We start from the raw sequence: 22,573 nt of genomic DNA, 5'->3' as shown, positions 1-22,573 counted from the left end.
TGGACGCTTAACGCCTAATAGCCGATATTTATTCAGACACGGCTAATATAGAGCCGCCTACCAACAGAATAAGAACAACTGGTCCAACCAGTCGCAGAGATGACCAATAAGCAGCCACTCTCCACCGCCCAGTCGATCGCCACTCATCTCGAGCAGATGATTCTCGATGGCAGCCTGGCGCCCGAAAGCAAGATCCCATCCGAGCGGCAACTCTCCAGTCGCCTTGGCGTCTCCAGAGCCATCGTGCGTGAAGCCCTGCATGAGCTGCATGGCCGGGGCATGATCGAAACCCGTCACGGCAAAGGCTCCTTCGTTGCCTGCGTGGTGCCAACGGTGGATGAGAGTACGCCGTTGATGCAGCTCTATGTCGGCCACAGTCGCACCCTGTACGACCTGTTCGAGGTGCGGGAGCAGTTGGAGGGACAGGCCGCCGCGCTGGCCGCAGAACGCGCCACCGAGCAGGATCAGTACCGGATCCGCAAGGCGTTCGAGGCGATGGAGGCGGCCGATCCCTTGACCAACGCCGACCTGGACCACGCATTTCACCGCAGTATCGCCGAGGCCTCGCACAATCCGGTTTTACTGCACGTGCTCAACAGCCTGAAAAGCCTGATGCTGGACTCGGTACAGGCAGCGGTGCTGAATCTGGCCCACCGCACAGCGTTCAAGCAGCAGATCGACCGTCACCACCGGCAGATCTACCACGCAGTGATCAGCCGCCAGGCTCGCTGGGCGAAAAAGGCGGCGATGGCGCATGTGCGCCATGTCAGCGATTCGTTAAGGCAGATCGAAGAGCAGGAGAAAAGCCTGATCAGGGCCGCGCTGGACTCTCAGCCTGCCGCCAGCGCGTAGCGCGGCAAGCGGCGCGATCGGCCCGCCAGCAGTACGCGATCGACAAAGGCGGTCATCAGGTGGTTGGAGTAGGGTGTTTCCACCGCATTGCCCAAAACCGCACGAAGGAAATGCGTTACCAAACGCTACCACGCGTTCATTGGTTGGATGATTGCACGCCCTAGACCCGCCAAGTATGGTTTTAGGTAGCGTTAAGAGTGCTATTTTGGAAAAATCCTAGCCGCTTCGTCGAACCATCGTCCGTAAGGAGACCAATGAAAGCCATTGAGGAAATTATTCGGGACAAATATGCGCAACTCACCCCACAGGAGCGAAAGCTGGCGGACTTCATTCTGGACCGCCCGAGTGACCTGGCCATTTTTAACAGCGCCGAGTTAGCTCGCCTCTGCGGTGTCTCTAAGGCAACCGTGAGCCGCATGTTCAAGCACCTGGGTTTTTCCTCTTTTCGGGAAGGACGCGTGGAGTCACGTCGCCAGCGCCAACAAGGGGTTCCCGTCGTAGAAGGAAAGCCCTCTAAACGTACCTTCGCTCCCCATTTCGAACGTGAGATCAATAATCTCAAGATACTCCAAGCCTCCTTGTCGGAAGCAAGCGTGAGCGAGATGGCCGAGGCATTGGCTGCTGCACGCAGGATTAAAGTAGTCGGCTTTCGCAACAGCTACCCCATAGCGCTGCATATCAGGCAGCAGTTGATACAGGTGCGAACCGACGTCGATCTGGCGCCGCTGCCTGGCCAGACCCTTGCAGAGGAGCTGGAGGGGATGGGGGCCGATGACATCGTGATTTTCATCGCGTTGCGGCGCCGTCCAAAACTCTTCGATAAGGCCCTGAATCATATGATTCAGCGAAAGATACCCGTACTGCTGATCACCGATGCGTCGCTTCGAAAAGTCGCCGATCGGGTCAAGTGGTGGGTCGAATGCCCGTTGGAAAGTGTTTCCGGCTTCGACGGCTACAGTGCGGCCATGAGCGTCTCCACCTTGATCTGCAATACTCTGCTACACCAGATGGCGGTTACCGGACAGTCTCGAATCCTATCGATCAGCGATGCCTATAGGGAGATGAACGAGCTCGATTTCACCTGAGCGCAATTACTTCACCTTCACCGCCTCTGTTTTGCCCGCTTACAGATCACTCCCTAGCTCCAGGCACCGCTTCGGTGCACTCAACCCCGCCATTGCCCGCGAATAACGCTTTTAGGATCAGGATAGGTCACTGATATTCAACAACAACCCATTACTGGCACTTATGTTGCAAACACACGCACGTGTGAAACAAAAGTCTCAATATAGAATTTCAATGAAACCTGGAGGACCTGCAAATGCCTCATCTGTTTAAAGCAGCCGCACGATGGCTCAGCCTATTCTGCTTGTGTTTTTCTACACTGCATGTCAGTGCAAATCAGCTCGATGATATTACCCAGCGTGGGGTGTTGGTCGTCGCTGTGCCTCAGGATTTCCCCCCCTTCGGATCTGTCGGGCCTGATCTGCAACCGATGGGGTACGATATCGATGTGGCCCACTACCTGGCTGACAGCCTGGGGCTGAAACTGGAGCTGGTCCCGGTCACCAGTGCTAACCGGATCCCTTACCTGCAAACCCGCAAGGTCGACTTGGTGATCTCCAGCATGGGTAAGAATCCAGAGCGGGAAAAGGTGGTCGATTTCTCCCGAGCCTATGCCCCATTTTTCCTCGGGGTGTTTGGTGAATCTGCTGCCAATGTTAACTCCGCCACAGATCTGGCCGGCAAAACGCTTGGCGTGACTCGAGGGTCTGTCGAGGATCTGGAGATCTCTAAGCTGGCGCCTGAAAGTGCCGTTATACATCGCTTTGAAGATAACAACACCACTATCTCTGCCTATCTCTCGGGTCAGGTTGATCTGATCGCGACGGGTAACCTGGTCGCAGCCACTATCGCCGAGAGAAGCAATAACCGGGAGCTGACCTCGAAGTTCGTAATCAAGAATTCCCCTTGCTTCATCGGTGTACGCAAAGGTGAAGCGGAGCTGCTGGAAAAAGTTAACGAGCTGATCACTGCAGGTTTAGCCTCAGACAAGCTCGATGGCTTATCGTTGAAGTGGTTCAAGGCCAAGCTGCCGACTGACCTCAAATAGCAGGCGGATGATCGGCATGGATTACAACTTTCAGTTTTCAGAGCTATGGCCCTATACAAACCTCATCGTAGACGGGTTGTTATGGACTATTGCTCTGACCCTGATCACCACTATCCTGGGGTGCCTGCTCGGCACCCTGGGTGCCGCGGCCAGAGCCGGGCGCAACAAGCTTCTGAAGCACCTGGTCGGAGCGTATGTGGAGTTGATCCGCAACACGCCCTTTATCGTCCAACTGTTCTTTATCTTCTTTGGACTGCCCAGCATTGGCATCAAGTTGACTGCCTGGGAGGCAGGCCTGCTGGCCATGGTGATCAATCTGGGCGCCTATAGCACTGAAATCATTCGAGCTGGTATCGAGGCAACGCCGAAAGGACAGTTGGAAGCTGCTCGCACACTGGGTTTGAGCCGCGTGCAGACGTTTATACGCGTCGTGTTGCCACCGGCTTTGCAAACGATCTACCCGGCCCTGACCAGCCAGTGCATCATCGTTATGCTGGGCTCTGCAGTACTGTCGCAGATCTCCGTTCAAGAATTAACCTTCGCCGCTAACTTCATCCAGTCACGCAACTTCCTTAGCTTCGAAGTTTACCTGGTGGTAGCGCTGCTCTATCTGGCGTTAGCCGTGCTGATGCGTCAGCTGTTCAAGGTAGTGCACTACTATGCCTTTCCCAACCTGAGGGCCCGCAAATGAGCGCATTCACTGACTGGGATATTCTCCGTAACTTGCTATTGGCCGCCCGTTGGACCGTTGCGCTTTCACTGATCGCTTTTGCCGGGGGCGCTTTAGTCGGGTTGTTGTTGACCTTTATGCAAATCAGCGGTCGCGTGGTACTCGTGCAGATGACCCGACTATACGTCGAACTGTTTCAGGGCACCCCCCTGCTGATGCAGCTCTTCCTGGTGTTTTTCGGAATTTCGCTCTTCGGTATCGATGTATCACCCTGGACCGCCGCGGCTTTGGCCCTGACATTATTCAGTAGCGCCTATCTGACCGAGATTTGGCGCGGATGCATCGAATCGATTCCGAAAGGCCAGTGGGAAGCCTCCCGCTGCCTGGGCTTGAACTACGTCGAGGTCATGTACCACATCATTTTGCCGCAGGCGCTTCGGATCGCCATCGCGCCAACGGTGGGCTTCTCAGTGCAAATCGTCAAGGGCACGGCACTGGCATCGATCATCGGTTTTGTAGAGCTGACCAAGGCCGGCACCATGCTCAACAACGCAACCTTCGAGCCTTTCAAAGTATTCGGTTTTGTCGCACTTATCTATTTCCTGCTCTGTTACCCGCTGTCGGTAGCGAGTCGTATGTTGGAGAGAAAACTTCATGCCTCTGGTTAACATTGACAATGTTCACAAGTACTACGGCGATAACCATGTGCTTAAGGGGATCGACTTGCGAATCGATGCTGGCGAAGTGGTCTCCATCATCGGTCGCAGCGGCTCCGGCAAAAGCACCCTGCTGCGCTGTATAAACGGTCTGGAGACGTATAGCGAAGGCGGCATCATTGTCGACCAAATGGAGGTGACCGATGACGATAGCCAGATTCGCAAGCTCAGCAAAAGTGTCGGCATGGTGTTTCAGCACTTCAACCTGTTTCCCCATTTAACGGTGGGCCAGAACATCACGCTGGCGCCCAAGCTGGTCCGTAAGTTGTCGGCAGAAGAGGCGGCTGAAACTGCGCGCGAAGTGTTGCAGAAAGTCGGTTTGCAGGACAAGTTCGACAGTTTCCCTGGCGAGCTGTCTGGTGGCCAACAGCAGCGGGTAGCCATCGCTCGCTCCCTGGCGATGAGACCTAAGGTATTGCTATGCGACGAGATCACGTCGGCGCTCGATCCTGAGTTGGTTGGAGAGGTGCTGAAAGTATTGGAAACATTGGCAACAGAAGGGATGACGTTGATCCTCGTCACCCACGAGATGAATTTTGCCCGTGATATAGGAGACCGAGTGATCTTCATGCACCAGGGCAAAGTGTGGGAATCCGGCGAGGCCAAGGCGGTATTCGCCAATCCACAAACGCCCGAATTACAGACCTTCATCAATGCCGTGCTTTAGTGCCAACCCTTTGTTTATCCAGAAGTAGATTCAGGTATTTTCACTCCATGACACATTTCACCGCTTCACCTTCTTTCGATCCTCTAACATGGGTAAATCTCGCTGACGCACGCCTGGGTGCACGCGCTATCGCCGTAACCGATGACTGGTTTGCCGATGTAAACCGGATGTTGCAGCCTACCGAGCCGGTCTGGAAAGAGGGGGTCTATGATGACAATGGCAAATGGATGGACGGCTGGGAATCTCGCCGCAAACGCGGTGCCGGTCACGATCACGCGGTGATCCGCTTAGGTGTTGCCGGCACGATCCGGGCAATCGATATCGACACTCGCTATTTCACCGGCAACTATCCACCTTCCGCCTCAGTTGAAGCCTGCTACTGCCCCGATGGAGATCCCGATACCAACACCTGCTGGACCGAAATTCTGCCTTCCCTGTCTTTGCAGGGTAACAGTCAGCATCTGCACGAGCTTGAGAACAGCGGCGTCTGGTCTCACTTGCGGCTCAATATATACCCCGACGGCGGCATCGCCAGACTGCGGGTATACGGAATACCTTATCGCGACTGGTCCACGCATCCCAAGCAGCAGCCCATCGACCTGGCCTCGGCCCTGAACGGTGGACGCGCTCTGGCATGCAGCGACCAGCACTATGGCCATATGGGGAATATCCTAAACCCCGGCAGAGGCGCCAATATGGGCGACGGCTGGGAAACGGCCCGGCGGCGTACGCCCGGATTCGACTGGGTTATCGTTGCCTTGGGACACCCTGGCCTGATTCAGCAAGTGATCGTCGATACTCACCATTTCAAGGGCAATTTCCCCGACAGCTGCAGCATACTTGCCGCTTATGTCAACGGCGGTACCGATGAGCAGATCGAAGCCCAGAGTCTCTATTGGCAAGAGTTACTACCCGCGCAGAAACTGACCATGGATGCGGAACATCGCTTTGAAGCTGAACTGAACGATATCGGCCCTGTCACCCACGTCCGGCTCAATATCTTTCCGGATGGCGGTGTTAGCCGTCTACGTCTATTGGGGCTAATCGCCCCCGTAGCGACTGCCAAATAATAGAAACAAGATGCGAACCCTGTATCCCCAACCACTGACTAGGGAAAACTTCGCCCCCTTCGGGGAGGTAATCGAGACCTCTGGCAGCCGACACTTCGCGATCAATGGCGGGACCACCGAGCGCTTCCACGACTTGGCACACGTTGACGTATCTGAGTCCGGCGGTCGACCACTGATTAGCATCTTCAGAACACAGCCTGTGAAGAGACCGTTGACCGTCCGCTTGATGGAGCGCCATCCCCTGGCCAGCCAAGCCTTTATCCCGCTGTGCCGATCGCCTTTTTTGGTCCTGGTCGCGCCAGCCGGAGATACCCTAACTGCTGCCGACTTACAGCTTTTCCAGACCAATGGACACCAGGGCGTCAACTATCGTCGTAATGTCTGGCATCACCCGGTACTGGCGCTCGCATCAAACCAAGAGTTTCTAGTAGTTGATCGTGGAGGAGAGGGTAAAAACTGTGACGAGTATCTTTTATCGGAAGAGATCCAGATATTCGTAACCTAGTCGCAACCCTACCCGGCTATCAGTACCCGATCGACAAAGGCGGTCATCAGGTGGTTGGAGTAGGGCGTTTCCACCGCATTATCCAATACCGCCTGCAGATGATCGTCGCCATCGGTGTAGTGCGCCTTGTAGTAGGTCAGGCGCTCGACCAGAATCCGCTTGTCCACTTCCGGGTGGAACTGGAACGCCCAGAAGCGGCGGCCACGCACGCGAAAGGCGTGGATGCACTGCTCGGTGTAGGCTAGCACCTCGCACCGCTCGGGCAGGCGATCGGTGTACTGGCGGTGCACCGATACCGCCATAAAGGGGTTGGGCACATTGCTGAACAGCGGGTCGTCGATCGCCGCAGGCGTCAATGAAATCGGCAGGGTGCCCATCTCGAAGCCCTGGTCGCGATGCAGAATCTCGCCACCGAGCGCCAGCACCGCGAGCTGGAAGCCAAAGCAGGAGGCAAATACCGGCAGATCCTGCTGCAGGCTGTTCAGAATCAGCCGCTGGGCATCGCTGACAAAGGGGTAACGCTGTGGTTCGAGCACGTTGGCCTCACTGGCACCACCGACCAGCAACGCGTCGTACCCGTCGGCCGCGTCGGCGGTAAAACTCGGTGTATCGAACACGTTGAGGATATCGATCTGTTCAGGCGCGACCTGACAGTAGTTGGCGAAGCTCTGGTGCTCCTCATGCCGCACCTGCTCACCATCGCGGATCTGCAACAGCAGGAGCTTGAGTGCAGCTCTGGATGTCGGCATCGCTAATCCTCCCCTCTGAGGCCCAAACCCGGCTCTATGCAATCTAGCGGGTTCGGCCGCAGGATAGCAACCTGAAGTCCGGGCGCTCTCACATAGCTGATGATGATGTCGTATGCTGTAGATATGTATCACGTAACGCGAAAGGCCATACGCTGTGTCCTACCCCATGCTGACTGTTGAGGCGAATACCCGCGGCCGCGATTTCGTAGTCGGTGACATCCATGGCTGGCTCGAGCCGCTGCAAGCAGAGCTGGACGCCATCTGTTTCGATACGGCCGTCGACCGGCTGTTTTCCGTGGGCGACCTGATCGATCGCGGCCCCAACTCCGAGGCCTGCCTGATGCTGACGCGCGAACCCTGGTTCTATGCGGTTAGAGGCAACCATGAGCAGATATTGTTCAACTGGCTGGCCGACCCGGACAGCATCAATACGTCCGACTGGATGCGATACGGCGGTAAGGCCTGGATGGAAAATGGGCCGAAGCACTTTTTCTGGAACCATCCCGAACTCAGGACCTATGCTGAACAACTGGCCGAGAGGATGCCCTGGGTGATCGAACTGGAGCTGAAAGATGGCCGCCGGGTCGGCATCAGCCACAGCACCGTACCGGTCGATGATTGGCTCGATCTGAAACTGAGGTTGGCGACAGACCAGGCGCTGCGCGAGGAGATGATCTGGGCCCGGCCGGTCAGCAATCCGCAGTTCAAGCACTGGGTGGATGGCATCGACATGACGGTGCACGGTCATGTGATCCTGCCCCATGTGCAGAAGCGCGGAAACGGTGTCTATATCGATACCGGCGCCGCCCTGCTCAGCCAACTGCCGGGCACGGTCCCTGAGATCCCCTACCCCAAGATCAGCACCCTCGAGGTCAGCCAGCTGTTCGATATTCCGGATGACTATCTGCTGGCCTGACGGCGACCGGTATCGGCTTTAGCCCTGGTTCTGCTCGCGCAGGGCGCGCTTCTCCTGGCGATAAAGCAGGACACCGGCGATGGCCACCGCCAGGCTGACGAACAGCACGATGATCGTGGCCAAGGCGTTGATCTCCGGGCTGACCCCCAGGCGCACGCTGGAGTAGACCACCATCGGCAGCGTCGTGGCGCCGGGCCCGGAAACGAAGCTGGCTACCACCAGGTCGTCCAGCGACAGGGTAAACGCCAGCAGCCAACCCGCCGCCAGCGCCGGCGCGATCAGCGGCAGGGTGATGGTAAAGAACACCTTCAACGGCCGTGCACCGAGATCCAGCGCCGCCTCCTCCAGCGACTGGTCCATATGCGCCAGTCGACTTTGCACGATCACCGTGACATAGGCCATGGCAAAGGTGGTGTGGGCCAGTGTGATGGTGAGCTGACCACGCCCGTCGGGCCAACCGATGCTGTCCTGCATCGCCACGAACAGCAGCAGCAGCGACAGGCCGATGATCACCTCCGGCATCACCAGCGGCGCCGTCACCATCACCTGCAGCGTGCCACGGCCGCGAAAGCGACGGAAACGCACCAGCGCCAGCGCCGCCAGCGTTCCCAGCACCACCGCGCCGCACGCGGTGGTGGCGGCCACCTTGATACTGAGCCAGGCGGCGTCGAGCAGTTGCTGGTTTTGCAGCAGCTCGCCGTACCACTTGGTGCTGAACCCGGCCCAGACGGTAACCAGACGGCTCTCGTTGAAGGAGTAGACGATCAAACTCAGGATCGGCCCGTAGAGAAAGGCGTAACCGAACAGCAGCGCGGTCATCAGCAGAGGAAAGCGACGTCTCATATCGTCTCCTCACGCTGTTCGAAGTGGCGCAGGGCCACGAACGGGATGATCAGCACCACCAGCAGCACGGCGGCCAACGACGAGGCCAGTGGCCAGTCCTTGTTGCTGAAGAACTCGGTCCACATCAGCTTGCCGATCATCAGCGTATCGGGGCCACCGAGCAGATCCGGAATCACGAATTCGCCCACCACCGGAATGAATACCAGCATCCCGCCGGCGATGACCCCGGGCAGTGACAGCGGCAAGGTGATGGTCAGAAACTGTTTCCAGGGTCGACAGCCCAGATCGGCGGCCGCTTCCAGCAGGGTCAGATCGAGCCGCACCAGGGTCGCGTACAGCGGCAGCACAACGAACGGCAGGTAGCTGTAGACAATGCCGATGTAGACCGCCAGCGGGGTGTGCAGGATCTCCAGCGGCTGGTCGATCAGCCCGCTCCAGATCAGAAAGTTGTTCAACAGGCCGTTGCCCTTGAGGATGCCGATCCAGGCGTAGACGCGAATCAGGAACGAGGTCCAGAACGGCAGGATGATCAGCATCAGCAGCGGCAGTCGCCAATGGCTGGGCGCGCGGGCGATGGCATAGGCCATCGGATAGCCGAGCAACAGGCAGAACAGGGTCGAGATCGCCGAGATCTTCAGCGAGCCGAACAGGGCACTGCGGTACAGCGGATCTTCCCACAGTAGCAGGTAGTTGCCGAAGTTAAGCGAGATCGACACCAACCCATCCTCAACCTCGCGGATCAGATCCAGGTAGGGCGGCTGCGCCAGTACCGGCTCCGACAGGCTGATCTTGAGTACGAACAGAAACGGCAGCAGGAAAAACAGGCCGAGCCAGAACCAGGGCACACCGATGATCAACCCGCGTCCGCGCGTAGGCGACAAGGGCAGTCCCTTCATTGCGTCAGTACCCCGCAGCTGTTGGCCGGCCAACCCAGTACCACTTCGTCCTCCCAGTTCAGCGGTTGCTCCGCCAGCGCCTGGACATTGGACTGGGTAAACTGGATACGTTTACCGGTGGCCAGCTCCACATGGTAGATCGATACATCGCCAAGGTAAGCGATCTCCTTGATCACTCCGCTGACGCGGTTGGCCAGCTGGGCGTCGCCGCTTTCCAGACGTACCTTCTCCGGCCGTACCGCCAGCGTCACCGGGGTGCCGGCGAGCAGCGGCTGGCTGTGGATAACCTCCAGATCGCCGCCCGCCTCCTCGCTGCGGATCACTACCCGGTTCTCCTCCTGGCTCAGCACATGGCCGTCGATCAGGTTGATCGAACCGATGAAGTCCGCCGCGTAGCGGGAGCTGGGGTACTCGTAGAGGCGACGCGGCGGGTCCACCTGCTCGACCCGGCCATCACGCAGCAGCGCGATACGGCTCGACATGGTCATCGCCTCCTCCTGGTCGTGGGTGACGATGATGAAGGTGATCCCCAGACGCTCCTGAATGTTGACCAGCTCGAACTGGGTCTGCTCGCGCAGTTTCTTGTCCAGCGCACCGAGCGGCTCATCAAGCAGCAGGATCTTCGGATGCTTGGCCAGCGCGCGCGCCAGCGCCACGCGCTGGCGCTGGCCGCCGGAGAGCTGGTGCGGCTTGCGTGAGGCAAGCTTGTCGATCTGCACCAGCGACAGCATCTCCCGCACCCGCTCCTGGCGCCGTGCCTTGGCCATCCCCTCCTGCTTCAGGCCGAAGGCGATGTTGTCGGCCACGCTCATATGGGGAAACAGCGCATAGGACTGGAACATCATGTTGACCGGCCGCTCATAGGGCGGCACGTTGGTCACGTCCTGGCCATCGATGTAGATCTTGCCCTCGGTGGGAAGCTCAAACCCGGCGAGCATGCGCAACAGCGTGGTCTTGCCGCAGCCGGAGGGTCCGAGTAGCGAGAAAAATTCTCCGCTGTGGATATCGAGGCTGATACCGTCGACAGCGTAGAGCTCACCGAAACGCTTGCTGACATTTTCGATGCGGATGATCGGTTCGCCCTCAGGTGCCTGCCAAGGCTCCTCGGGTTTGAGTTGACGCAAACTGGACATGTATCAAACGGCTCTCGTTTCAGGCACTAGGGGAACGCAACGCACGTGGAACACTTATAAAAACAGACCCTACATCCTGTACATAAAAGCCCCCGGAGATCCGGGGGCTGGGGTCGATTAATTCACACTGGATACCGTGTTACTGGCCGGTCTTGATCCGGGTCCAGGCACGGTTCATGACACGTATCTGACGCTCGCTCGGGGTCTTCAATACCACCAGCTTCTCCTGTGTCTCCTTCGGCGGGTAGATACCGGCATCGTTACGGATCTCCTCATCCACCAACTCCGTTGCCGCAGCGTTGGCGTTAGCATAGGCCACATAGTTGGTGATCGGGGCGATCACCGCCGGATCGAGCAGGTAGTTGATGAACTTGTGTGCCGCGGCGGGGTTCGGCGCGTCGGCCGGAATCACCATGACGTCGGTCCACACCACTGCGCCCTCGGACGGCACGACATAGGCGACATTGACGCCATTGCCGGCTTCATCGGCGCGGTCGCGGGCCTGAAGCACGTCACCGGAGTAGCCGTGGGCAACACAGGTATCGCCATTGGCCAGGTCGTTGATGTACTGCGAGCTGTGGAAATAGCGCACGTACTGGCGCACGTTGTTGACCACGTCGGCGGCTTCATTGATCGCCTCGGTACTGAAGTCATCCACCGGTTTGCCCAGGTAAGCACGCGCCGCGGTCAACACCTCGGTGGAGTCATCCATCAGCGAGACACCACAGGCGGACAGCTTTGAGACGATCTCCGGATCGAACACCAGGCGCCAGGTATCCAGCGGCATGTCGTCACCGAGGATCTCCTTGACCTTGTCCACATTGATACCGATTCCAGTGGTGCCCCACATGTAGGGAACCAAGTACTGGTTTTCGGGGTCTATATCGGTCAGGGAGTTGAGAATCACCTTGTCCAGATTGTCGTAGTTGGTCAGTGCCGACTTGTCGAGTTTCTGGTACAGGCCGGCCTTGATATGGCGGTCAGCAAACGGACGAGCCGTCGGGAAAACCAGATCGTAGCCGCTGCGACCGGCCAGCAACTTGGCCTCGGCCACCTCGTTGGAGTCGTAGACGTCATACACCACCTTGATACCAGTTTGCTGCTCAAAGTTGGCAACGGTGTCTTCGGCAATGTAATCGGACCAGTTATAGACATGCAGCTCCTCGGCGCTTGCCGCGTTGGCAGTTGCCAGCGACAGTGCCAAGGCAAGGGTTGTGACACTCGAAATAGCAGCTTTCATTGCTTCTGATTCTCCAACAGGATCCCTGAAAATTCGACGTCCGCACCGGGCGGAATCTGTAGGCTGCGCGGCTCCCGTAAAATTTGATCCGCCAGCGCCGAATATGAACAAATTCACGGCAAAACAAAAGCGTTTTCAGATGCCGCTAACGTAAAAAAATAGTCAGCTATCTGACCGTTTTCAAAGTCAAAACCGCTAAGAACCGGGGAAAATTTGATCAGCGTGCCGTCCCTTGTGTCATCAGATTCACATATGGCTGCAACAAAGTTGACACCTTGGGAACGTTAAATGCTTGCTGAATAAGAGAGGAAAAATAGAATGAATATTGAACATCACACCACAGAAGAGCTTCACCGCTTGCTCAAACGCGGATACTCCGCCGACGACCTGCGTCACCTGCAGGCCCCTGCGGATCTGGTCGAGCAAGCCCTGGCGCAGTATCAGGAACATATGCGCCAGCGCCAGCATGATCGCAATCTGCACAGCCAGGCCACCTACGCCATGAGTTTGCACAGCCGCTGAACCCGACTCCCGAGACAGTCCCAGATCAATTTCTGTTCATTCAGGCACTATTCACCACTTTAGCGCTATTTACTCGATCAGGGGGCGTACCTAAACTTAAGCCCTGCTTCTGGTTTGGCGGACTCTCCGTCGATTGCACTGTCAAAGGAAATACAAAATGAAAAAAGTGATGATTCTGGCAGCTGCTGCTGCCCTGCTGGCCCCGGCTGCTGCCATGGCAGAACGTACCGGCGAAGAGCTGTACAACACCAAGTGTTCCGTATGCCACGCAGCAGGCATTGCCGGCGCACCGATTGTAGGTGACGCTGCCGCTTGGGCTCCGCGTGCCGAGAAAGGCATCGATGGCCTGCTGGCTTCTGCCAAGTCCGGCCTCAACGCCATGCCGCCGATGGGCACCTGCATGGACTGTTCCGACGATGAGCTGAAGAGTGTCATCCAGTACATGCTGGATAACTCCAAGTAATTCAGCTGCACCAATAACAAAAAACCGCCCCTGCACTGCAGCGGCGGTTTTTTGTTGCCCTGTTCAACGGCGATTAGAAGATCTCACCGGGCCTCAACCCCTGTCCTTCAGTATCCCCATCCGGTCGTGACTGCAGACGCTCCAGCACCTCCTTGTCACTGCCCTTCTGGATCACGATCTCGACACGACGGTTACGGGCTCGATTGTCCGCGGTATTGTTCGGCACCAGCGGCTTGCTGTCGGCATAACCGCTGACCTGAAACCGGGACTGATCGATGCGTGCATCCGAGAACAGCTCCTCGGCCACCGCCAGCGCGCGGGCCGCGGACAGATCCCAGTTGGAACTGAAGCGATTGCCAGAGTAGGGGATGTTATCGGTATGCCCCTCGATCGCCACGCGACCGCTGATGTCGATCAGCACATCGCGAATCTTGGCGATCACCGGAATATAGGCAAACTTAAGTTCAGCGGAGCCGGAATCGAAGGAGCCCTTTTCCTTGACGCGGATGATCAGTTTAGTGCCGTCGGTCTCTACCTCGACAGCGCCGTCGCCTATCTCCTGCGCCAGCACCTCGGCAAACTGCACCGCCTCCCGTTTGGCCTGTTCCTCCTGCATGCGGATCATCTGCTCGATCCCCTGCAGCTTATCCTGAACGCTGGATTCACCCTCCTCCGAGCGCACATCGAGGGTGTTCATGTCGTTATTGATCGTCATCTGCCGCACCTCGTTCAGCGGCGTCGGCTCGGGCCGCCCGGGGCTGAACTCCTGAGCGATGATGGAGGTACCCTTGGGGATATCCTCCACCTTGATCTGGTTCTGCACACCGAAGGCTTCACGCATGGAGCCGGCCAGCTGTTTGAACTTCAGTACGTCCATCTCGGAAAACGAGAGCAGCAGCACGAAGAAACACATCAACAGCGACATCAGGTCAGAGAAGGTCGCCATCCATGCCGGGGCGCCCGGCGGCGGGCATTTACATTTCTGCTGCTCGTCGCTCATTTAACTCTCTCAGGCCTCAGCCTTCTCACGCACTTTTTCGGGCAGGTAGTTACGCAGCATCTGTTCAATCACTCGCGGGTTCTGGCCCGCCTGGATCGCCAACAGACCATCGATGATCAGTGCCTGGTTGAGCGCTTCCTCATCCTTGCGGTTATCAAGCTTGTCGGAGATCGGTAGCGCCACGCAGGTCGCCAGCATCGCGCCATAGAGGGTGGTCAGCAGCGCTACGGCCATCGCCGGGCCGATCGATTTGGGGTCGGACATGTTGGACAGCATCTGCACCAGACCGACCAGGGTACCGATCATCCCCATCGCCGGGCCCACATCGCCAATCGCCTTGAATATCTTGGCGCCAAACTCGTGACGCTCGTTGGTCAGGTTCGCTTCCTTGTGCAGCAAGGATTTGACCACCTCAGGATCATGGCCATCCACCAGCAGCTGAATCCCCCGCTGCATAAACGGCGTCGATACCTCCTTTTCCTCCAGCGACAGCAGGCCGCCCTTGCGCGCGGCATCGGCCAACTCGACGGTCTCGGCGATGATCTCTTCCGGTGACACCGACTTGAACATGAACGCCTTGGCCGCCACCTTGCCTGCGGAGAGGAACTGCGGCAGCGTGAACTTGATCAGTACCACCATCAAGCTGCCGCCGAACACGATCAACATGGAGGGAACGTTGACAAAAATCCCGAAATCTCCGCCCAGCACCATGGCGGAGATAATGATACCCAATGCACCGATCAAGCCTACGAGTGTCGCCAGATCCACTAAAATACTCCTTAATCCTTGACTGATGGACCAGGTTCAAACAGATGTAGGCGATGATACCAGATTTGCTGCACTGTACACGTACTGAACATAGGCGATCTTTGGTCTAACCTGCTTTCGTACGGCTATCCGATTAAGCATATCGATTGACCCCCGGCGAGCAGTTGGTTAAGTTGACAGCCCTGTTAAACAAGCCCCCGAACCGACTATGGCCCGCACTGCGAAGACACCCGATTTTGAACAATCCCTGGCACAGCTCGAAGCGGTTGTCGAACGCATGGAGCAGGGCGACCTGCCGATCGAAGAGGCACTGAAAGCCTTTGAGCAGGGGGTCAAGCTGACCCGCGAATGCCAGAGCATCCTCGACCAGACCGAGCAGAAGGTGCAGGTGTTGATCGAGCAGCAGGGTGAGTTCAAGGCCCGCCCGTTCGCTGAAGAGCAGGACGGCTGATCGTGGAGCTGCAACAGCAACTGGCGCAGTGGGCGACCCGCGTTGAACGCAACCTCGAGCTCTACCTGATCCCTGAAAGCTGCATCGAACCCCGGTTGATCGACGCCATGCGCTACGCCCTGCTCAGCGGCGGAAAACGCATACGTCCGGCCCTGGTGTATATGAGCTGTTTGCTCTGCGGCGGCACGGCCGAGCAAGCGGACCGTGCGGCGGCCGCCATCGAAGCGATCCACTGCTATTCACTGGTGCACGACGACCTGCCGGCGATGGATGACGACGAGCTGCGCCGTGGCCATCCCACCTGCCATATTGCCTTCGATGAGGCGACCGCGATCCTCGCCGGTGATGCCCTGCAGTGCTTCGCGTTCGAGCTGCTCAGCACTGCCGGCGGCGATATCGACCCGAACCGCGCACTGCAGCTGATCCGCATTCTGGCCCGAGCCAGCGGTTCCCACGGCATGGTGATGGGCCAGGCGTTCGATCTCGCGCATGTCGGCGACCGTTTGACCCTGTCCCAGCTGCAGGCGATGCACGCGCATAAGACCGGCCGCCTGATCACCGCATCGGTCATGCTCGGCGCGACGGCCGCCGGCTGCCAGGACAGCGAACTGCTCGACGCCCTGCAGCGCTATGGCGACGCCATCGGCCTGGCCTTCCAGGTGCAGGACGACCTGCTCGATATCGAGGGCACAACCCTGACCCTGGGCAAACCGCAGGGTTCCGACGAGGCGCAGAACAAACCGACCTATCCGGCCCTGCTCGGGGTCGACGGTGCGCGCACGAAACTGAACCAGCTATACGAAGCCGCACTCGAGGCGCTGAAGCCATTCGGCGTCGCCGCCGCCCCGCTTGCTTCCCTGGCCCACTTTATCGTTACCCGCGACCACTGATGCACAGCCAACTCCCCACTCAGCGTCCGCAGACCCCACTGCTGGACCGGATCGGATCCCCGTCCGACCTGCGCCAACTGAGCGCCGCGCAGCTACCGCAGCTGGCGGAGGAGCTGCGTGGCTGGCTGCTCTACAGTATCGGCGTCACCGGCGGCCATTTCGGTGCCGGTCTTGGTGTGGTGGAGTTAACCATCGCCCTGCACTACCTGCTCGACACACCGCGCGACCATCTGGTCTGGGATGTGGGCCATCAGTGTTATCCACACAAGATTCTGACCGGACGCCGCGAGCAGATGCTGAGCATGCGTCAGCGCGGCGGCCTGGCCCCCTTCCCGCGCCGGGCTGAAAACCCGTACGACTGTTTCGGCACCGGTCATTCCAGTACCTCGATCAGCGCGGCACTGGGCATGGCCCTGGCCAGTCGCCTGCGCGGCGACAAGCGCAAGGCGGTCGCGGTGATCGGTGACGGGGCAATGACCGCCGGTATGGCGTTCGAGGCGCTGAGCCACGCGGCCCACACCCGGGCCGACATGCTGGTGATCCTGAACGACAACGACATGTCGATCTCACCCAACGTGGGAGGATTGGCCACCTATATCGCCGACCAGCTCAAGCCGGGCCTGGCCAGGCCTACTCTCGACGGCCCCGGTTTCGACGGCGCCACCACCGGCGCCCTGTTCGGCGCATTGACCTTCGACTACCACGGCCCGGTGGACGGCCACGATTTTGATCAGCTGCTGCCGGCTCTTGAGCATGCGTTGAACAGCCCCGGTCCACAGTTTCTGCACCTGATCACGCAGAAGGGCAAGGGCTTCGAACCGGCCGAGTCCGATCCGGTCGGCTACCACGCGATAACCAAGATCGAACCCATGGGCGCACCGCCGAAGCCCAAGCAAGAGAAATTCTGCAATATCTTCGGCCGCTGGCTCTGCGACACCGCGGCAGCGGATGATCGCCTGGTCGGCATCACCCCGGCGATGCGCGAAGGTTCCGATCTGATCGCGTTCTCCGAGCAGTATCCCGAGCGCTACTTCGACGTCGCCATCGCCGAACAGCACGCGGCAACACTGGCGGCCGGTTTCGCCTGCCAGGGGATGAAGCCGGTGTTGGCGATCTACTCCACCTTCCTGCAGCGCGCCTACGACCAGCTGGTACACGATATTGCAATTCAGGATCTGGACGTGCTGCTGACAGTAGATCGTGCCGGTTTGGTCGGCGAGGATGGCGCCACCCACGCCGGTCTATACGATCTCGCCTTCATGCGCTGCCTGCCCGGTATACTGCTGATGACGCCGGCCGACGAGCAGGAGCTGTATCAAATGTTGAAGACCGGCTATGACCATCCGGGACCGGCCGCGGTACGCTATCCGCGCGGATCCGGCACCGGTATCGCCATCGATCCGACACAACCGGCCCTGGAACCGGGCAGGGCCCGCGTACTGCGCGAGGGCAGCCGAGCCGCCATCCTCAACTTCGGTCCGCTGTTGCCGAACGCGCAAACGGTGGCCGACGCGCTGGATCTGACCCTGGTCGACATGCGCTTCGTCAAACCGCTGGACAGCGAGCTGATCGAGCGCCTGGCCGCCGACCATGAGTTGCTGGTGACGCTGGAGGATCATGCCCTGATGGGTGGCGCCGGCTCGGCGGTGGCGGAGTATCTGCAGCAGCAGACAGTGAATACGCCGCTGCTGCTGCTCGGCGTCCCTGATCGCTGGATCGAGCACGCCTCGCGGGCAGAGCAGCTAAAGGAGTGCGGATTGGACGCCGATGGCATCCGTCGCGCGATAGAGCAGCGACTGAGCGCTTAAGCCAACGCTTAACTCGCCGGTTTAACTTTCGCTATCGTCCTGGAAATGTACCTCGGTCATCATATGGCCGAGCTTGCCCATCTTGGTCTGCAGGTAATGCTCGTTGTGGCTGTTCTTGCCCACCTGCAGCGGCTCACGGCCAGCCACCTTGATCCCGTACTGCTCCAGCGCCTTGACCTTGCGCGGGTTGTTGGTCATCAGCCGCAGTGAGCGTATGCCCAGATGGCGCAGCATCGGCAGGCACATGCTGTAATCACGCATGTCGGCGGCAAAGCCCAGACGCTCGTTGGCTTCCACGGTATCGGCGCCCTGGTCCTGCAGATGGTAGGCGCGAATCTTGTTGAGCAGACCGATGCCGCGGCCCTCCTGACGCAGATAGAGCAACACGCCCCGCCCCTCTTCGGCGATCCGCTTCAACGCCTCCTGGAGCTGGAAACCGCAGTCGCAGCGCAGGCTGAACAGCGCGTCGCCGGTCAGGCACTCGGAGTGGATACGGCCAAGCACCGGCTCCTCGGTATCGACATCGCCAAATACCAGAGCCACATGCTCCTTGCCGCTGGTTTTATCCTCAAACCCGACCATGGTGAATACTCCCCAGGGAGTCGGCAGTTTGGAATCGGCAACATACTGAACGGTCACACTATCTACCTCGTTATGGCGGCCCAGTCATTCGGTCCGCCCGCTCCGCGCCACAGCGCGGGGCGGTATTATAATCCATACCCTAGTTGGAACTGTAACAAGTTGCGCCCTTAAACTATATCAACAGCCTAAGCCCCTGCAGGCAGAGCGCGGCAAACACCCCGGCGATCAGGTCATCCAACATGATCCCCAACCCTCCCTTTACGTGCCGATCGGCCCAACGGATCGGCCAGGGTTTCACAATATCGAAGATGCGGAACAGCACGAAGCCGATCAGCGCCCATAACGGCGTTACCGGAGCGGCGATCATCGTGATCCAGTAGCCAACGAACTCGTCCCAGACGATACCGCCGTGGTCATGCACGCCGATATCGTCAGCGGTGCGCTGACACAACCAGCAACCCAGGGCAAAGGCGGCCAGCACCAGCGCCAGATAGGTCGCCAGCGGCAGCTGGGCCAGCAGATACCAGAGCGGTACCGCAGCCAGGGTGCCAAAGGTGCCCGGTGCCCAGGGGGCGGCACCACTGCCGAAACCGAAAGCCAAAAAGTGCACCGGATTGCGCCAGACCGACGACGGTACCCGATTCATCGTGCATCTCCAAAATGATCGTACCCGGCCGGGCCTGCCGTGCAGGGTTCGCCATGCAACAACAGCTGTACCCCCTGGCCCTCATGCATACGGCCGATGCAGCTCAGGCGGATGCCCAGCGCTGCAGCTTCACGCAGGCAGTACTGCAACTGCTCGGGTGCCGCGGTCAAACACAGTTCAAAATCCTCGCCGCCGCTGAGCGCCCAGCGCTGCGCCTGTTCAACACCGGCGTAGGCGAGCAGTTGATCCGACAGCGGCAGTGTCTCCAGCTCGACGCAGGCACCCAAACCGCTGCTGTGCGCGATATGGCCGAGATCGGCCACCAGGCCGTCAGAGATATCGATACCACTGTGCAGCCAGGGCGCCAGCGCCCGGGCCAGCGCGATGCGCGGCTGAGGACAATAGAATCGTCGGCGCAGATAAGCGTTCGACGCCTGCTCCGGCTCCTCATCGAGCAGAGTCTGCAAGCCAGCGCGACTGTCGCCGAGGGTGCCGCTGACCAGGATCAGGTCACCCTCCCGGGCCCCCGAGCGTTTCACCGCCCGATCGGGTTCGACCCAGCCATGCACCTGTACGCTCAGCGTCAACGGCCCGCGGGTGGTGTCGCCACCAACCAGCGCGATATCAAGCTCTTGCGCACGCTCGGCCAAGGCTTTGGAGAAGGACTCCAGCCACTCGGGTGAGGCCTCGGGCAGCGTCAGCGCCAGTGTAAACCAGGCGGGACGGGCGGCCATCGCCGCCAGATCGCTGACCGCCGCGCCGAGCAGCCGCTGCGCCAGGTAATCGGCCCGGGTACCGGGTAGAAAGTGCGTACCCTCCACCAGGGTATCGATCGACACCGCCAGCTGCGCACCGTCAACCTGTGGCACCAGCAGCGCACAATCGTCACCGATGCCAAGCGCCACATCAGGCCGCGATTGCGCAACACTGGCAAAATAGCGCCGGATCAGCTCGAACTCGCCCACGGGATACCGCCTCCGGCCACGACCTAGCGTCGCGCCGACACCTCGGCCGCGCGCACTTTCTGTGCAACCTTGTCCAGCACCCCGTTGACGTAACGGTGGCTATCGGTGGCACCGAACACCTTGGCCAGCTCAACACTCTCGTTGATCGCCACTCTGTACGGCACCTCCATGCGGTGCATCAGCTCGAAGCTGCCGATACGCAGCACACTGACCTCAACCGGATCCAGCTCGTCGATGGTGCGGTCCAGAAAGGGCGAGAAGCACAGATCCAGCTCGGAGCGTACCTCGACCACACCGCGCAGCAGCTGGCTGAACAGTTTGACGTCGACACCGCTCATGTCGTTGTTGACACGAAACTGGGCTTCGATCTCATTCACCGGCTGACCGGCCATCTGCCACTGATACAGCGCCTGCAAGGCCATCTGGCGGGCACTGCGACGCTGTTCGGTCAGCGAGGGCTTGCGGTTCTTTTTCGGGCTCGGAGTGTCGCTCATGTTCAGACCTCGAGCTGACGCAGAAGGCTGACCATCTCGATCGCCGAGAGGGCGGCTTCAGCTCCTTTGTTGCCTGCCTTGGTACCGGAACGCTCGATCGCCTGCTCGATGCTGTTGACGGTGAGGATACCGTTGGCTACGGGTATACCGTACTCCATGGAGACCTGGGCAACGCCCTTGGAGCTCTCGGCGGAGACATATTCGAAATGCGGGGTACCACCACGGATCACTGCACCCAGGGCGATAATCGCATCGTCCTGCTTCTGTGCCGCAACGCGCTGGGCCACCAGCGGGATTTCGAAAGCGCCGGGGCAGCGTACCACGCGGACGTTTTCATCCTTCACACCGTGACGCTTGAGCGCGTCCAGTGCGCCTTCGAGCAGGCTTTCCACCACGAAGGAGTTGAAGCGACCGACGATGATCGCGTACTTGCCATCGGCGCTGACGAAGTCGCCTTCATACACTTTTACTGACATGAGTAAGTCCTGTTCTACTGTTCGCAGGCAATATATTCCTCGACCTCGAGATCAAAGCCCGAGATCGCGTTGAACTTCATCGGTGAGCTGAGCAGGCGCATCTTGCCCACACCCAGCTCCCGCAGAATCTGAGACCCGGTACCCACCTGCAGGTAGGCACCGGAAGCGCTGACCCGCACTTTGGAGCGGGTAGAGCTATTGCTGGTGAGGCTGCGTATTGCATCGCCCAGGTCGATCCGCACGCCGGAATCGATCAGCAGCACCACGCCCTTGCCCTCCTCGGCCACACGCTCCAGCGCACGGCGCATGGTCCACTTCTTCTCTTCGCCAGGCACCACACCGACCACGTCACGCAGCACTTCACTGCGGATATGCACACGCACCAGGGTCGGCTCGTCACGCTTGATTTCGCCCTTGTACAGCGCCAAATGGGTGCAGTTCTGGATATCGTCGCGGTAGACGGCGTAGTTGAAGTCACCATACTCCGTCTGCAACACCCCCTCATCCTCACGCTCGACGGTGTGCTCGTTCAGGGCGCGGTAGTGGATCAGGTCGGCGATGGTACCGATCTTCAGGCCGTGCTTGGCGGCAAACTTCTCCAGATCTGCACGGCGCGCCATAGTGCCATCTTCGTTCATCACCTCGACGATCACCGCTGCAGGGCTCAGACCGGCCAGGCGGGCCAGATCGCAGCCCGCCTCGGTGTGACCGGCGCGGCTCAGTACGCCGCCCGGCTGTGCCATCAGCGGAAAGATATGACCCGGCTGGACGATATCTTCGGGTTTGGCATCGGCGCGTACTGCGGTGCGTACGGTATGGGCGCGGTCCGCCGCCGAGATACCGGTAGTGACGCCGGTCGCCGCCTCGATCGACAGGGTGAAGTTGGTCGAGAACGCGGCGCCGTTACTCTGCACCATCAGCGGCAGCTTGAGCTGCTCGCAGCGCTTACGGGTCAGGGTCAGGCAGATCAGACCACGGGCGTGGGTAGCCATGAAGTTGATATCTTCAGGGCGCACCATCTCGGCGGCGATGATCAGATCGCCCTCGTTCTCACGATCTTCGTCATCCATCAGGATCACCATCTTGCCCTGACGGATATCCTCGATGATCTCTTCGGTTGTGTTCATCTGCATCTGTT

Annotated in this window: 28 protein-coding genes; 14 read left to right on the top strand and 14 right to left on the bottom strand. The window is 59.3% G+C overall.

Annotation, left to right across the window (positions count from 1 at the left end):
* Nucleotides 1–99 precede the first annotated feature (99 nt).
* Nucleotides 100–852, top strand: a complete 753-nt coding sequence (locus IEX40_RS13270) for an FCD domain-containing protein (protein ID WP_188749051.1) — start codon at nt 100–102, stop codon at nt 850–852.
* On the opposite strand, the gene IEX40_RS13265 is transcribed toward IEX40_RS13270, so the two are convergent.
* Nucleotides 831–974 (bottom strand): hypothetical protein, encoded by a 144-nt coding sequence (locus tag IEX40_RS13265; protein WP_188749049.1) that lies wholly within the window; start codon nt 972–974, stop codon nt 831–833. The two genes, IEX40_RS13270 and IEX40_RS13265, sit on opposite strands and share 22 nt — an antisense overlap.
* A gap of 132 nt (nt 975–1,106) precedes the next feature.
* Between IEX40_RS13265 and IEX40_RS13260 the strand changes: the two genes are divergently transcribed.
* The 7 genes from IEX40_RS13260 to IEX40_RS13230 all read left to right on the top strand — a co-directional run bounded on the left by IEX40_RS13260 (nt 1,107) and on the right by IEX40_RS13230 (nt 6,593).
* Nucleotides 1,107–1,937, top strand: a complete 831-nt coding sequence (locus tag IEX40_RS13260; RefSeq protein WP_188749046.1) for a MurR/RpiR family transcriptional regulator — start codon at nt 1,107–1,109, stop codon at nt 1,935–1,937.
* Nucleotides 1,938–2,173: 236 nt separating this feature from the next.
* Entirely contained in the window at nt 2,174–2,965 is a 792-nt protein-coding gene (locus IEX40_RS13255; RefSeq protein WP_188749044.1) for a transporter substrate-binding domain-containing protein, read from the top strand.
* A 16-nt stretch (nt 2,966–2,981) separates the two neighbouring features.
* Nucleotides 2,982–3,656 (top strand): amino acid ABC transporter permease, encoded by a 675-nt coding sequence (locus IEX40_RS13250; RefSeq protein ID WP_188749042.1) that lies wholly within the window; start codon nt 2,982–2,984, stop codon nt 3,654–3,656.
* A complete protein-coding gene (locus IEX40_RS13245) occupies nt 3,653–4,303 on the top strand; it encodes an amino acid ABC transporter permease (RefSeq protein ID WP_188749040.1) in 651 nt (216 codons plus the stop codon). Before IEX40_RS13250 ends, IEX40_RS13245 begins: the two co-directional genes overlap by 4 nt.
* Nucleotides 4,290–5,018 carry an amino acid ABC transporter ATP-binding protein gene (locus tag IEX40_RS13240; protein ID WP_188749038.1) on the top strand — a complete coding sequence of 243 codons (729 nt, stop codon included), beginning with the start codon at nt 4,290–4,292 and terminating at the stop codon, nt 5,016–5,018. Before IEX40_RS13245 ends, IEX40_RS13240 begins: the two co-directional genes overlap by 14 nt.
* Nucleotides 5,019–5,065: 47 nt before the next feature.
* The gene (gene alc, locus IEX40_RS13235; protein WP_188749036.1) at nt 5,066–6,088 is read left to right on the top strand and encodes an allantoicase; all 1,023 of its coding nucleotides are present in this window, start codon (nt 5,066–5,068) and stop codon (nt 6,086–6,088) included.
* A 10-nt stretch (nt 6,089–6,098) separates the two neighbouring features.
* Nucleotides 6,099–6,593, top strand: coding sequence for an ureidoglycolate lyase (locus IEX40_RS13230; RefSeq protein ID WP_188749034.1), 495 nt, complete (start codon nt 6,099–6,101; stop codon nt 6,591–6,593).
* An 8-nt stretch (nt 6,594–6,601) separates the two neighbouring features.
* Here the strand turns inward: IEX40_RS13230 and IEX40_RS13225 are convergent, their stop codons facing one another.
* Nucleotides 6,602–7,342: a type 1 glutamine amidotransferase gene (locus IEX40_RS13225; RefSeq protein WP_188749032.1), complete on the bottom strand. Its 741-nt coding sequence runs from the start codon at nt 7,340–7,342 to the stop codon at nt 6,602–6,604.
* A 154-nt stretch (nt 7,343–7,496) separates the two neighbouring features.
* Between IEX40_RS13225 and IEX40_RS13220 the strand changes: the two genes are divergently transcribed.
* Nucleotides 7,497–8,258, top strand: a complete 762-nt coding sequence (locus IEX40_RS13220) for a metallophosphoesterase (protein WP_188749031.1) — start codon at nt 7,497–7,499, stop codon at nt 8,256–8,258.
* A gap of 18 nt (nt 8,259–8,276) precedes the next feature.
* Here IEX40_RS13220 and IEX40_RS13215 read toward each other — a convergent pair whose 3' ends face one another.
* The 4 genes from IEX40_RS13215 to IEX40_RS13200 form a co-directional block, all read right to left on the bottom strand.
* Nucleotides 8,277–9,101, bottom strand: a complete 825-nt coding sequence (locus IEX40_RS13215; protein ID WP_188749029.1) for an ABC transporter permease subunit — start codon at nt 9,099–9,101, stop codon at nt 8,277–8,279.
* Nucleotides 9,098–9,997, bottom strand: coding sequence for an ABC transporter permease subunit (locus IEX40_RS13210; protein ID WP_188749026.1), 900 nt, complete (start codon nt 9,995–9,997; stop codon nt 9,098–9,100). The genes IEX40_RS13215 and IEX40_RS13210 overlap by 4 nt, the downstream gene beginning before the upstream one ends.
* Entirely contained in the window at nt 9,994–11,130 is a 1,137-nt protein-coding gene (locus tag IEX40_RS13205) for an ABC transporter ATP-binding protein (protein WP_188749025.1), read from the bottom strand. Before IEX40_RS13205 ends, IEX40_RS13210 begins: the two co-directional genes overlap by 4 nt.
* A gap of 139 nt (nt 11,131–11,269) precedes the next feature.
* A complete protein-coding gene (locus IEX40_RS13200) occupies nt 11,270–12,370 on the bottom strand; it encodes a polyamine ABC transporter substrate-binding protein (RefSeq protein WP_188749023.1) in 1,101 nt (366 codons plus the stop codon).
* Nucleotides 12,371–12,688: 318 nt separating this feature from the next.
* On the opposite strand from IEX40_RS13200, the gene IEX40_RS13195 reads away from it, so the two are divergent.
* Nucleotides 12,689–12,892 (top strand): hypothetical protein, encoded by a 204-nt coding sequence (locus IEX40_RS13195; protein WP_188749021.1) that lies wholly within the window; start codon nt 12,689–12,691, stop codon nt 12,890–12,892.
* A 157-nt stretch (nt 12,893–13,049) separates the two neighbouring features.
* Nucleotides 13,050–13,355, top strand: coding sequence for a c-type cytochrome (locus tag IEX40_RS13190; RefSeq protein ID WP_188749017.1), 306 nt, complete (start codon nt 13,050–13,052; stop codon nt 13,353–13,355).
* 73 nt (nt 13,356–13,428) lie between these two features.
* Here IEX40_RS13190 and IEX40_RS13185 read toward each other — a convergent pair whose 3' ends face one another.
* A complete protein-coding gene (locus IEX40_RS13185; RefSeq protein ID WP_188749015.1) occupies nt 13,429–14,355 on the bottom strand; it encodes a flagellar motor protein MotB in 927 nt (308 codons plus the stop codon).
* A gap of 9 nt (nt 14,356–14,364) precedes the next feature.
* Nucleotides 14,365–15,123 (bottom strand): flagellar motor protein PomA, encoded by a 759-nt coding sequence (gene pomA / locus IEX40_RS13180; RefSeq protein ID WP_188749012.1) that lies wholly within the window; start codon nt 15,121–15,123, stop codon nt 14,365–14,367.
* A gap of 208 nt (nt 15,124–15,331) precedes the next feature.
* Between pomA and IEX40_RS13175 the strand changes: the two genes are divergently transcribed.
* The 3 genes from IEX40_RS13175 to dxs are packed head-to-tail and all read left to right on the top strand — an operon-like array spanning nt 15,332 to nt 18,272.
* The gene (locus IEX40_RS13175) at nt 15,332–15,574 is read left to right on the top strand and encodes an exodeoxyribonuclease VII small subunit (RefSeq protein WP_188749010.1); all 243 of its coding nucleotides are present in this window, start codon (nt 15,332–15,334) and stop codon (nt 15,572–15,574) included.
* Between the two features lie 2 nt (nt 15,575–15,576).
* Nucleotides 15,577–16,464 carry a polyprenyl synthetase family protein gene (locus IEX40_RS13170; RefSeq protein ID WP_188749009.1) on the top strand — a complete coding sequence of 296 codons (888 nt, stop codon included), beginning with the start codon at nt 15,577–15,579 and terminating at the stop codon, nt 16,462–16,464.
* Nucleotides 16,464–18,272 carry a 1-deoxy-D-xylulose-5-phosphate synthase gene (gene dxs, locus IEX40_RS13165; RefSeq protein ID WP_188749007.1) on the top strand — a complete coding sequence of 603 codons (1,809 nt, stop codon included), beginning with the start codon at nt 16,464–16,466 and terminating at the stop codon, nt 18,270–18,272. The genes IEX40_RS13170 and dxs overlap by 1 nt, the downstream gene beginning before the upstream one ends.
* Nucleotides 18,273–18,293: 21 nt before the next feature.
* Here the strand turns inward: dxs and ribA are convergent, their stop codons facing one another.
* The 6 genes from ribA to ribBA all read right to left on the bottom strand — a co-directional run bounded on the left by ribA (nt 18,294) and on the right by ribBA (nt 22,568).
* A complete protein-coding gene (gene ribA, locus IEX40_RS13160; protein ID WP_188749005.1) occupies nt 18,294–18,911 on the bottom strand; it encodes a GTP cyclohydrolase II in 618 nt (205 codons plus the stop codon).
* 115 nt (nt 18,912–19,026) lie between these two features.
* Entirely contained in the window at nt 19,027–19,500 is a 474-nt protein-coding gene (locus tag IEX40_RS13155; RefSeq protein ID WP_188749004.1) for a phosphatidylglycerophosphatase A family protein, read from the bottom strand.
* Nucleotides 19,497–20,465, bottom strand: coding sequence for a thiamine-phosphate kinase (thiL, locus tag IEX40_RS13150; protein WP_188749002.1), 969 nt, complete (start codon nt 20,463–20,465; stop codon nt 19,497–19,499). The genes IEX40_RS13155 and thiL overlap by 4 nt, the downstream gene beginning before the upstream one ends.
* Nucleotides 20,466–20,488: 23 nt before the next feature.
* The gene (nusB, locus tag IEX40_RS13145) at nt 20,489–20,959 is read right to left on the bottom strand and encodes a transcription antitermination factor NusB (protein ID WP_188749000.1); all 471 of its coding nucleotides are present in this window, start codon (nt 20,957–20,959) and stop codon (nt 20,489–20,491) included.
* Between the two features lie 2 nt (nt 20,960–20,961).
* Nucleotides 20,962–21,435, bottom strand: coding sequence for a 6,7-dimethyl-8-ribityllumazine synthase (ribH, locus tag IEX40_RS13140; protein ID WP_188748998.1), 474 nt, complete (start codon nt 21,433–21,435; stop codon nt 20,962–20,964).
* A gap of 14 nt (nt 21,436–21,449) precedes the next feature.
* On the bottom strand, nt 21,450–22,568 hold the full coding sequence (gene ribBA, locus IEX40_RS13135) for a bifunctional 3,4-dihydroxy-2-butanone-4-phosphate synthase/GTP cyclohydrolase II (protein WP_188748996.1): 1,119 nt from the start codon (nt 22,566–22,568) through the stop codon (nt 21,450–21,452).
* Nucleotides 22,569–22,573: the final 5 nt, after the last annotated feature.

This window comes from Marinobacterium zhoushanense, assembly GCF_014641945.1.
GTDB lineage: Bacteria > Pseudomonadota > Gammaproteobacteria > Pseudomonadales > Balneatricaceae > Marinobacterium_D > Marinobacterium_D zhoushanense.
Note: the sequence above shows the minus strand (reverse complement) of the source record. Positions and strands in the feature narration are given on the sequence as shown.

Excerpts from the sequence above, each read along its gene's own strand:
- IEX40_RS13240 (WP_188749038.1), top strand. The coding sequence starts at position 4,290 with ATGCCTCTGGTTAACATTGACAATGTTCACAAGTACTACGGCGATAAC.
- IEX40_RS13210 (WP_188749026.1), bottom strand. The coding sequence starts at position 9,997 with ATGAAGGGACTGCCCTTGTCGCCTACGCGCGGACGCGGGTTGATCATC.
- IEX40_RS13185 (WP_188749015.1), bottom strand. The coding sequence starts at position 14,355 with ATGAGCGACGAGCAGCAGAAATGTAAATGCCCGCCGCCGGGCGCCCCG.
- ribBA (WP_188748996.1), bottom strand. The coding sequence starts at position 22,568 with ATGCAGATGAACACAACCGAAGAGATCATCGAGGATATCCGTCAGGGC.
- IEX40_RS13250 (WP_188749042.1), top strand. The coding sequence starts at position 2,982 with ATGGATTACAACTTTCAGTTTTCAGAGCTATGGCCCTATACAAACCTC.
- IEX40_RS13190 (WP_188749017.1), top strand. The coding sequence starts at position 13,050 with ATGAAAAAAGTGATGATTCTGGCAGCTGCTGCTGCCCTGCTGGCCCCG.
- IEX40_RS13155 (WP_188749004.1), bottom strand. The coding sequence starts at position 19,500 with ATGAATCGGGTACCGTCGTCGGTCTGGCGCAATCCGGTGCACTTTTTG.
- IEX40_RS13205 (WP_188749025.1), bottom strand. The coding sequence starts at position 11,130 with ATGTCCAGTTTGCGTCAACTCAAACCCGAGGAGCCTTGGCAGGCACCT.
- IEX40_RS13200 (WP_188749023.1), bottom strand. The coding sequence starts at position 12,370 with ATGAAAGCTGCTATTTCGAGTGTCACAACCCTTGCCTTGGCACTGTCG.
- IEX40_RS13255 (WP_188749044.1), top strand. The coding sequence starts at position 2,174 with ATGCCTCATCTGTTTAAAGCAGCCGCACGATGGCTCAGCCTATTCTGC.
- IEX40_RS13260 (WP_188749046.1), top strand. The coding sequence starts at position 1,107 with ATGAAAGCCATTGAGGAAATTATTCGGGACAAATATGCGCAACTCACC.
- ribH (WP_188748998.1), bottom strand. The coding sequence starts at position 21,435 with ATGTCAGTAAAAGTGTATGAAGGCGACTTCGTCAGCGCCGATGGCAAG.
- IEX40_RS13230 (WP_188749034.1), top strand. The coding sequence starts at position 6,099 with ATGCGAACCCTGTATCCCCAACCACTGACTAGGGAAAACTTCGCCCCC.
- IEX40_RS13215 (WP_188749029.1), bottom strand. The coding sequence starts at position 9,101 with ATGAGACGTCGCTTTCCTCTGCTGATGACCGCGCTGCTGTTCGGTTAC.
- IEX40_RS13245 (WP_188749040.1), top strand. The coding sequence starts at position 3,653 with ATGAGCGCATTCACTGACTGGGATATTCTCCGTAACTTGCTATTGGCC.
- IEX40_RS13175 (WP_188749010.1), top strand. The coding sequence starts at position 15,332 with ATGGCCCGCACTGCGAAGACACCCGATTTTGAACAATCCCTGGCACAG.
- nusB (WP_188749000.1), bottom strand. The coding sequence starts at position 20,959 with ATGAGCGACACTCCGAGCCCGAAAAAGAACCGCAAGCCCTCGCTGACC.
- alc (WP_188749036.1), top strand. The coding sequence starts at position 5,066 with ATGACACATTTCACCGCTTCACCTTCTTTCGATCCTCTAACATGGGTA.
- IEX40_RS13270 (WP_188749051.1), top strand. The coding sequence starts at position 100 with ATGACCAATAAGCAGCCACTCTCCACCGCCCAGTCGATCGCCACTCAT.
- IEX40_RS13195 (WP_188749021.1), top strand. The coding sequence starts at position 12,689 with ATGAATATTGAACATCACACCACAGAAGAGCTTCACCGCTTGCTCAAA.
- dxs (WP_188749007.1), top strand. The coding sequence starts at position 16,464 with ATGCACAGCCAACTCCCCACTCAGCGTCCGCAGACCCCACTGCTGGAC.
- IEX40_RS13225 (WP_188749032.1), bottom strand. The coding sequence starts at position 7,342 with ATGCCGACATCCAGAGCTGCACTCAAGCTCCTGCTGTTGCAGATCCGC.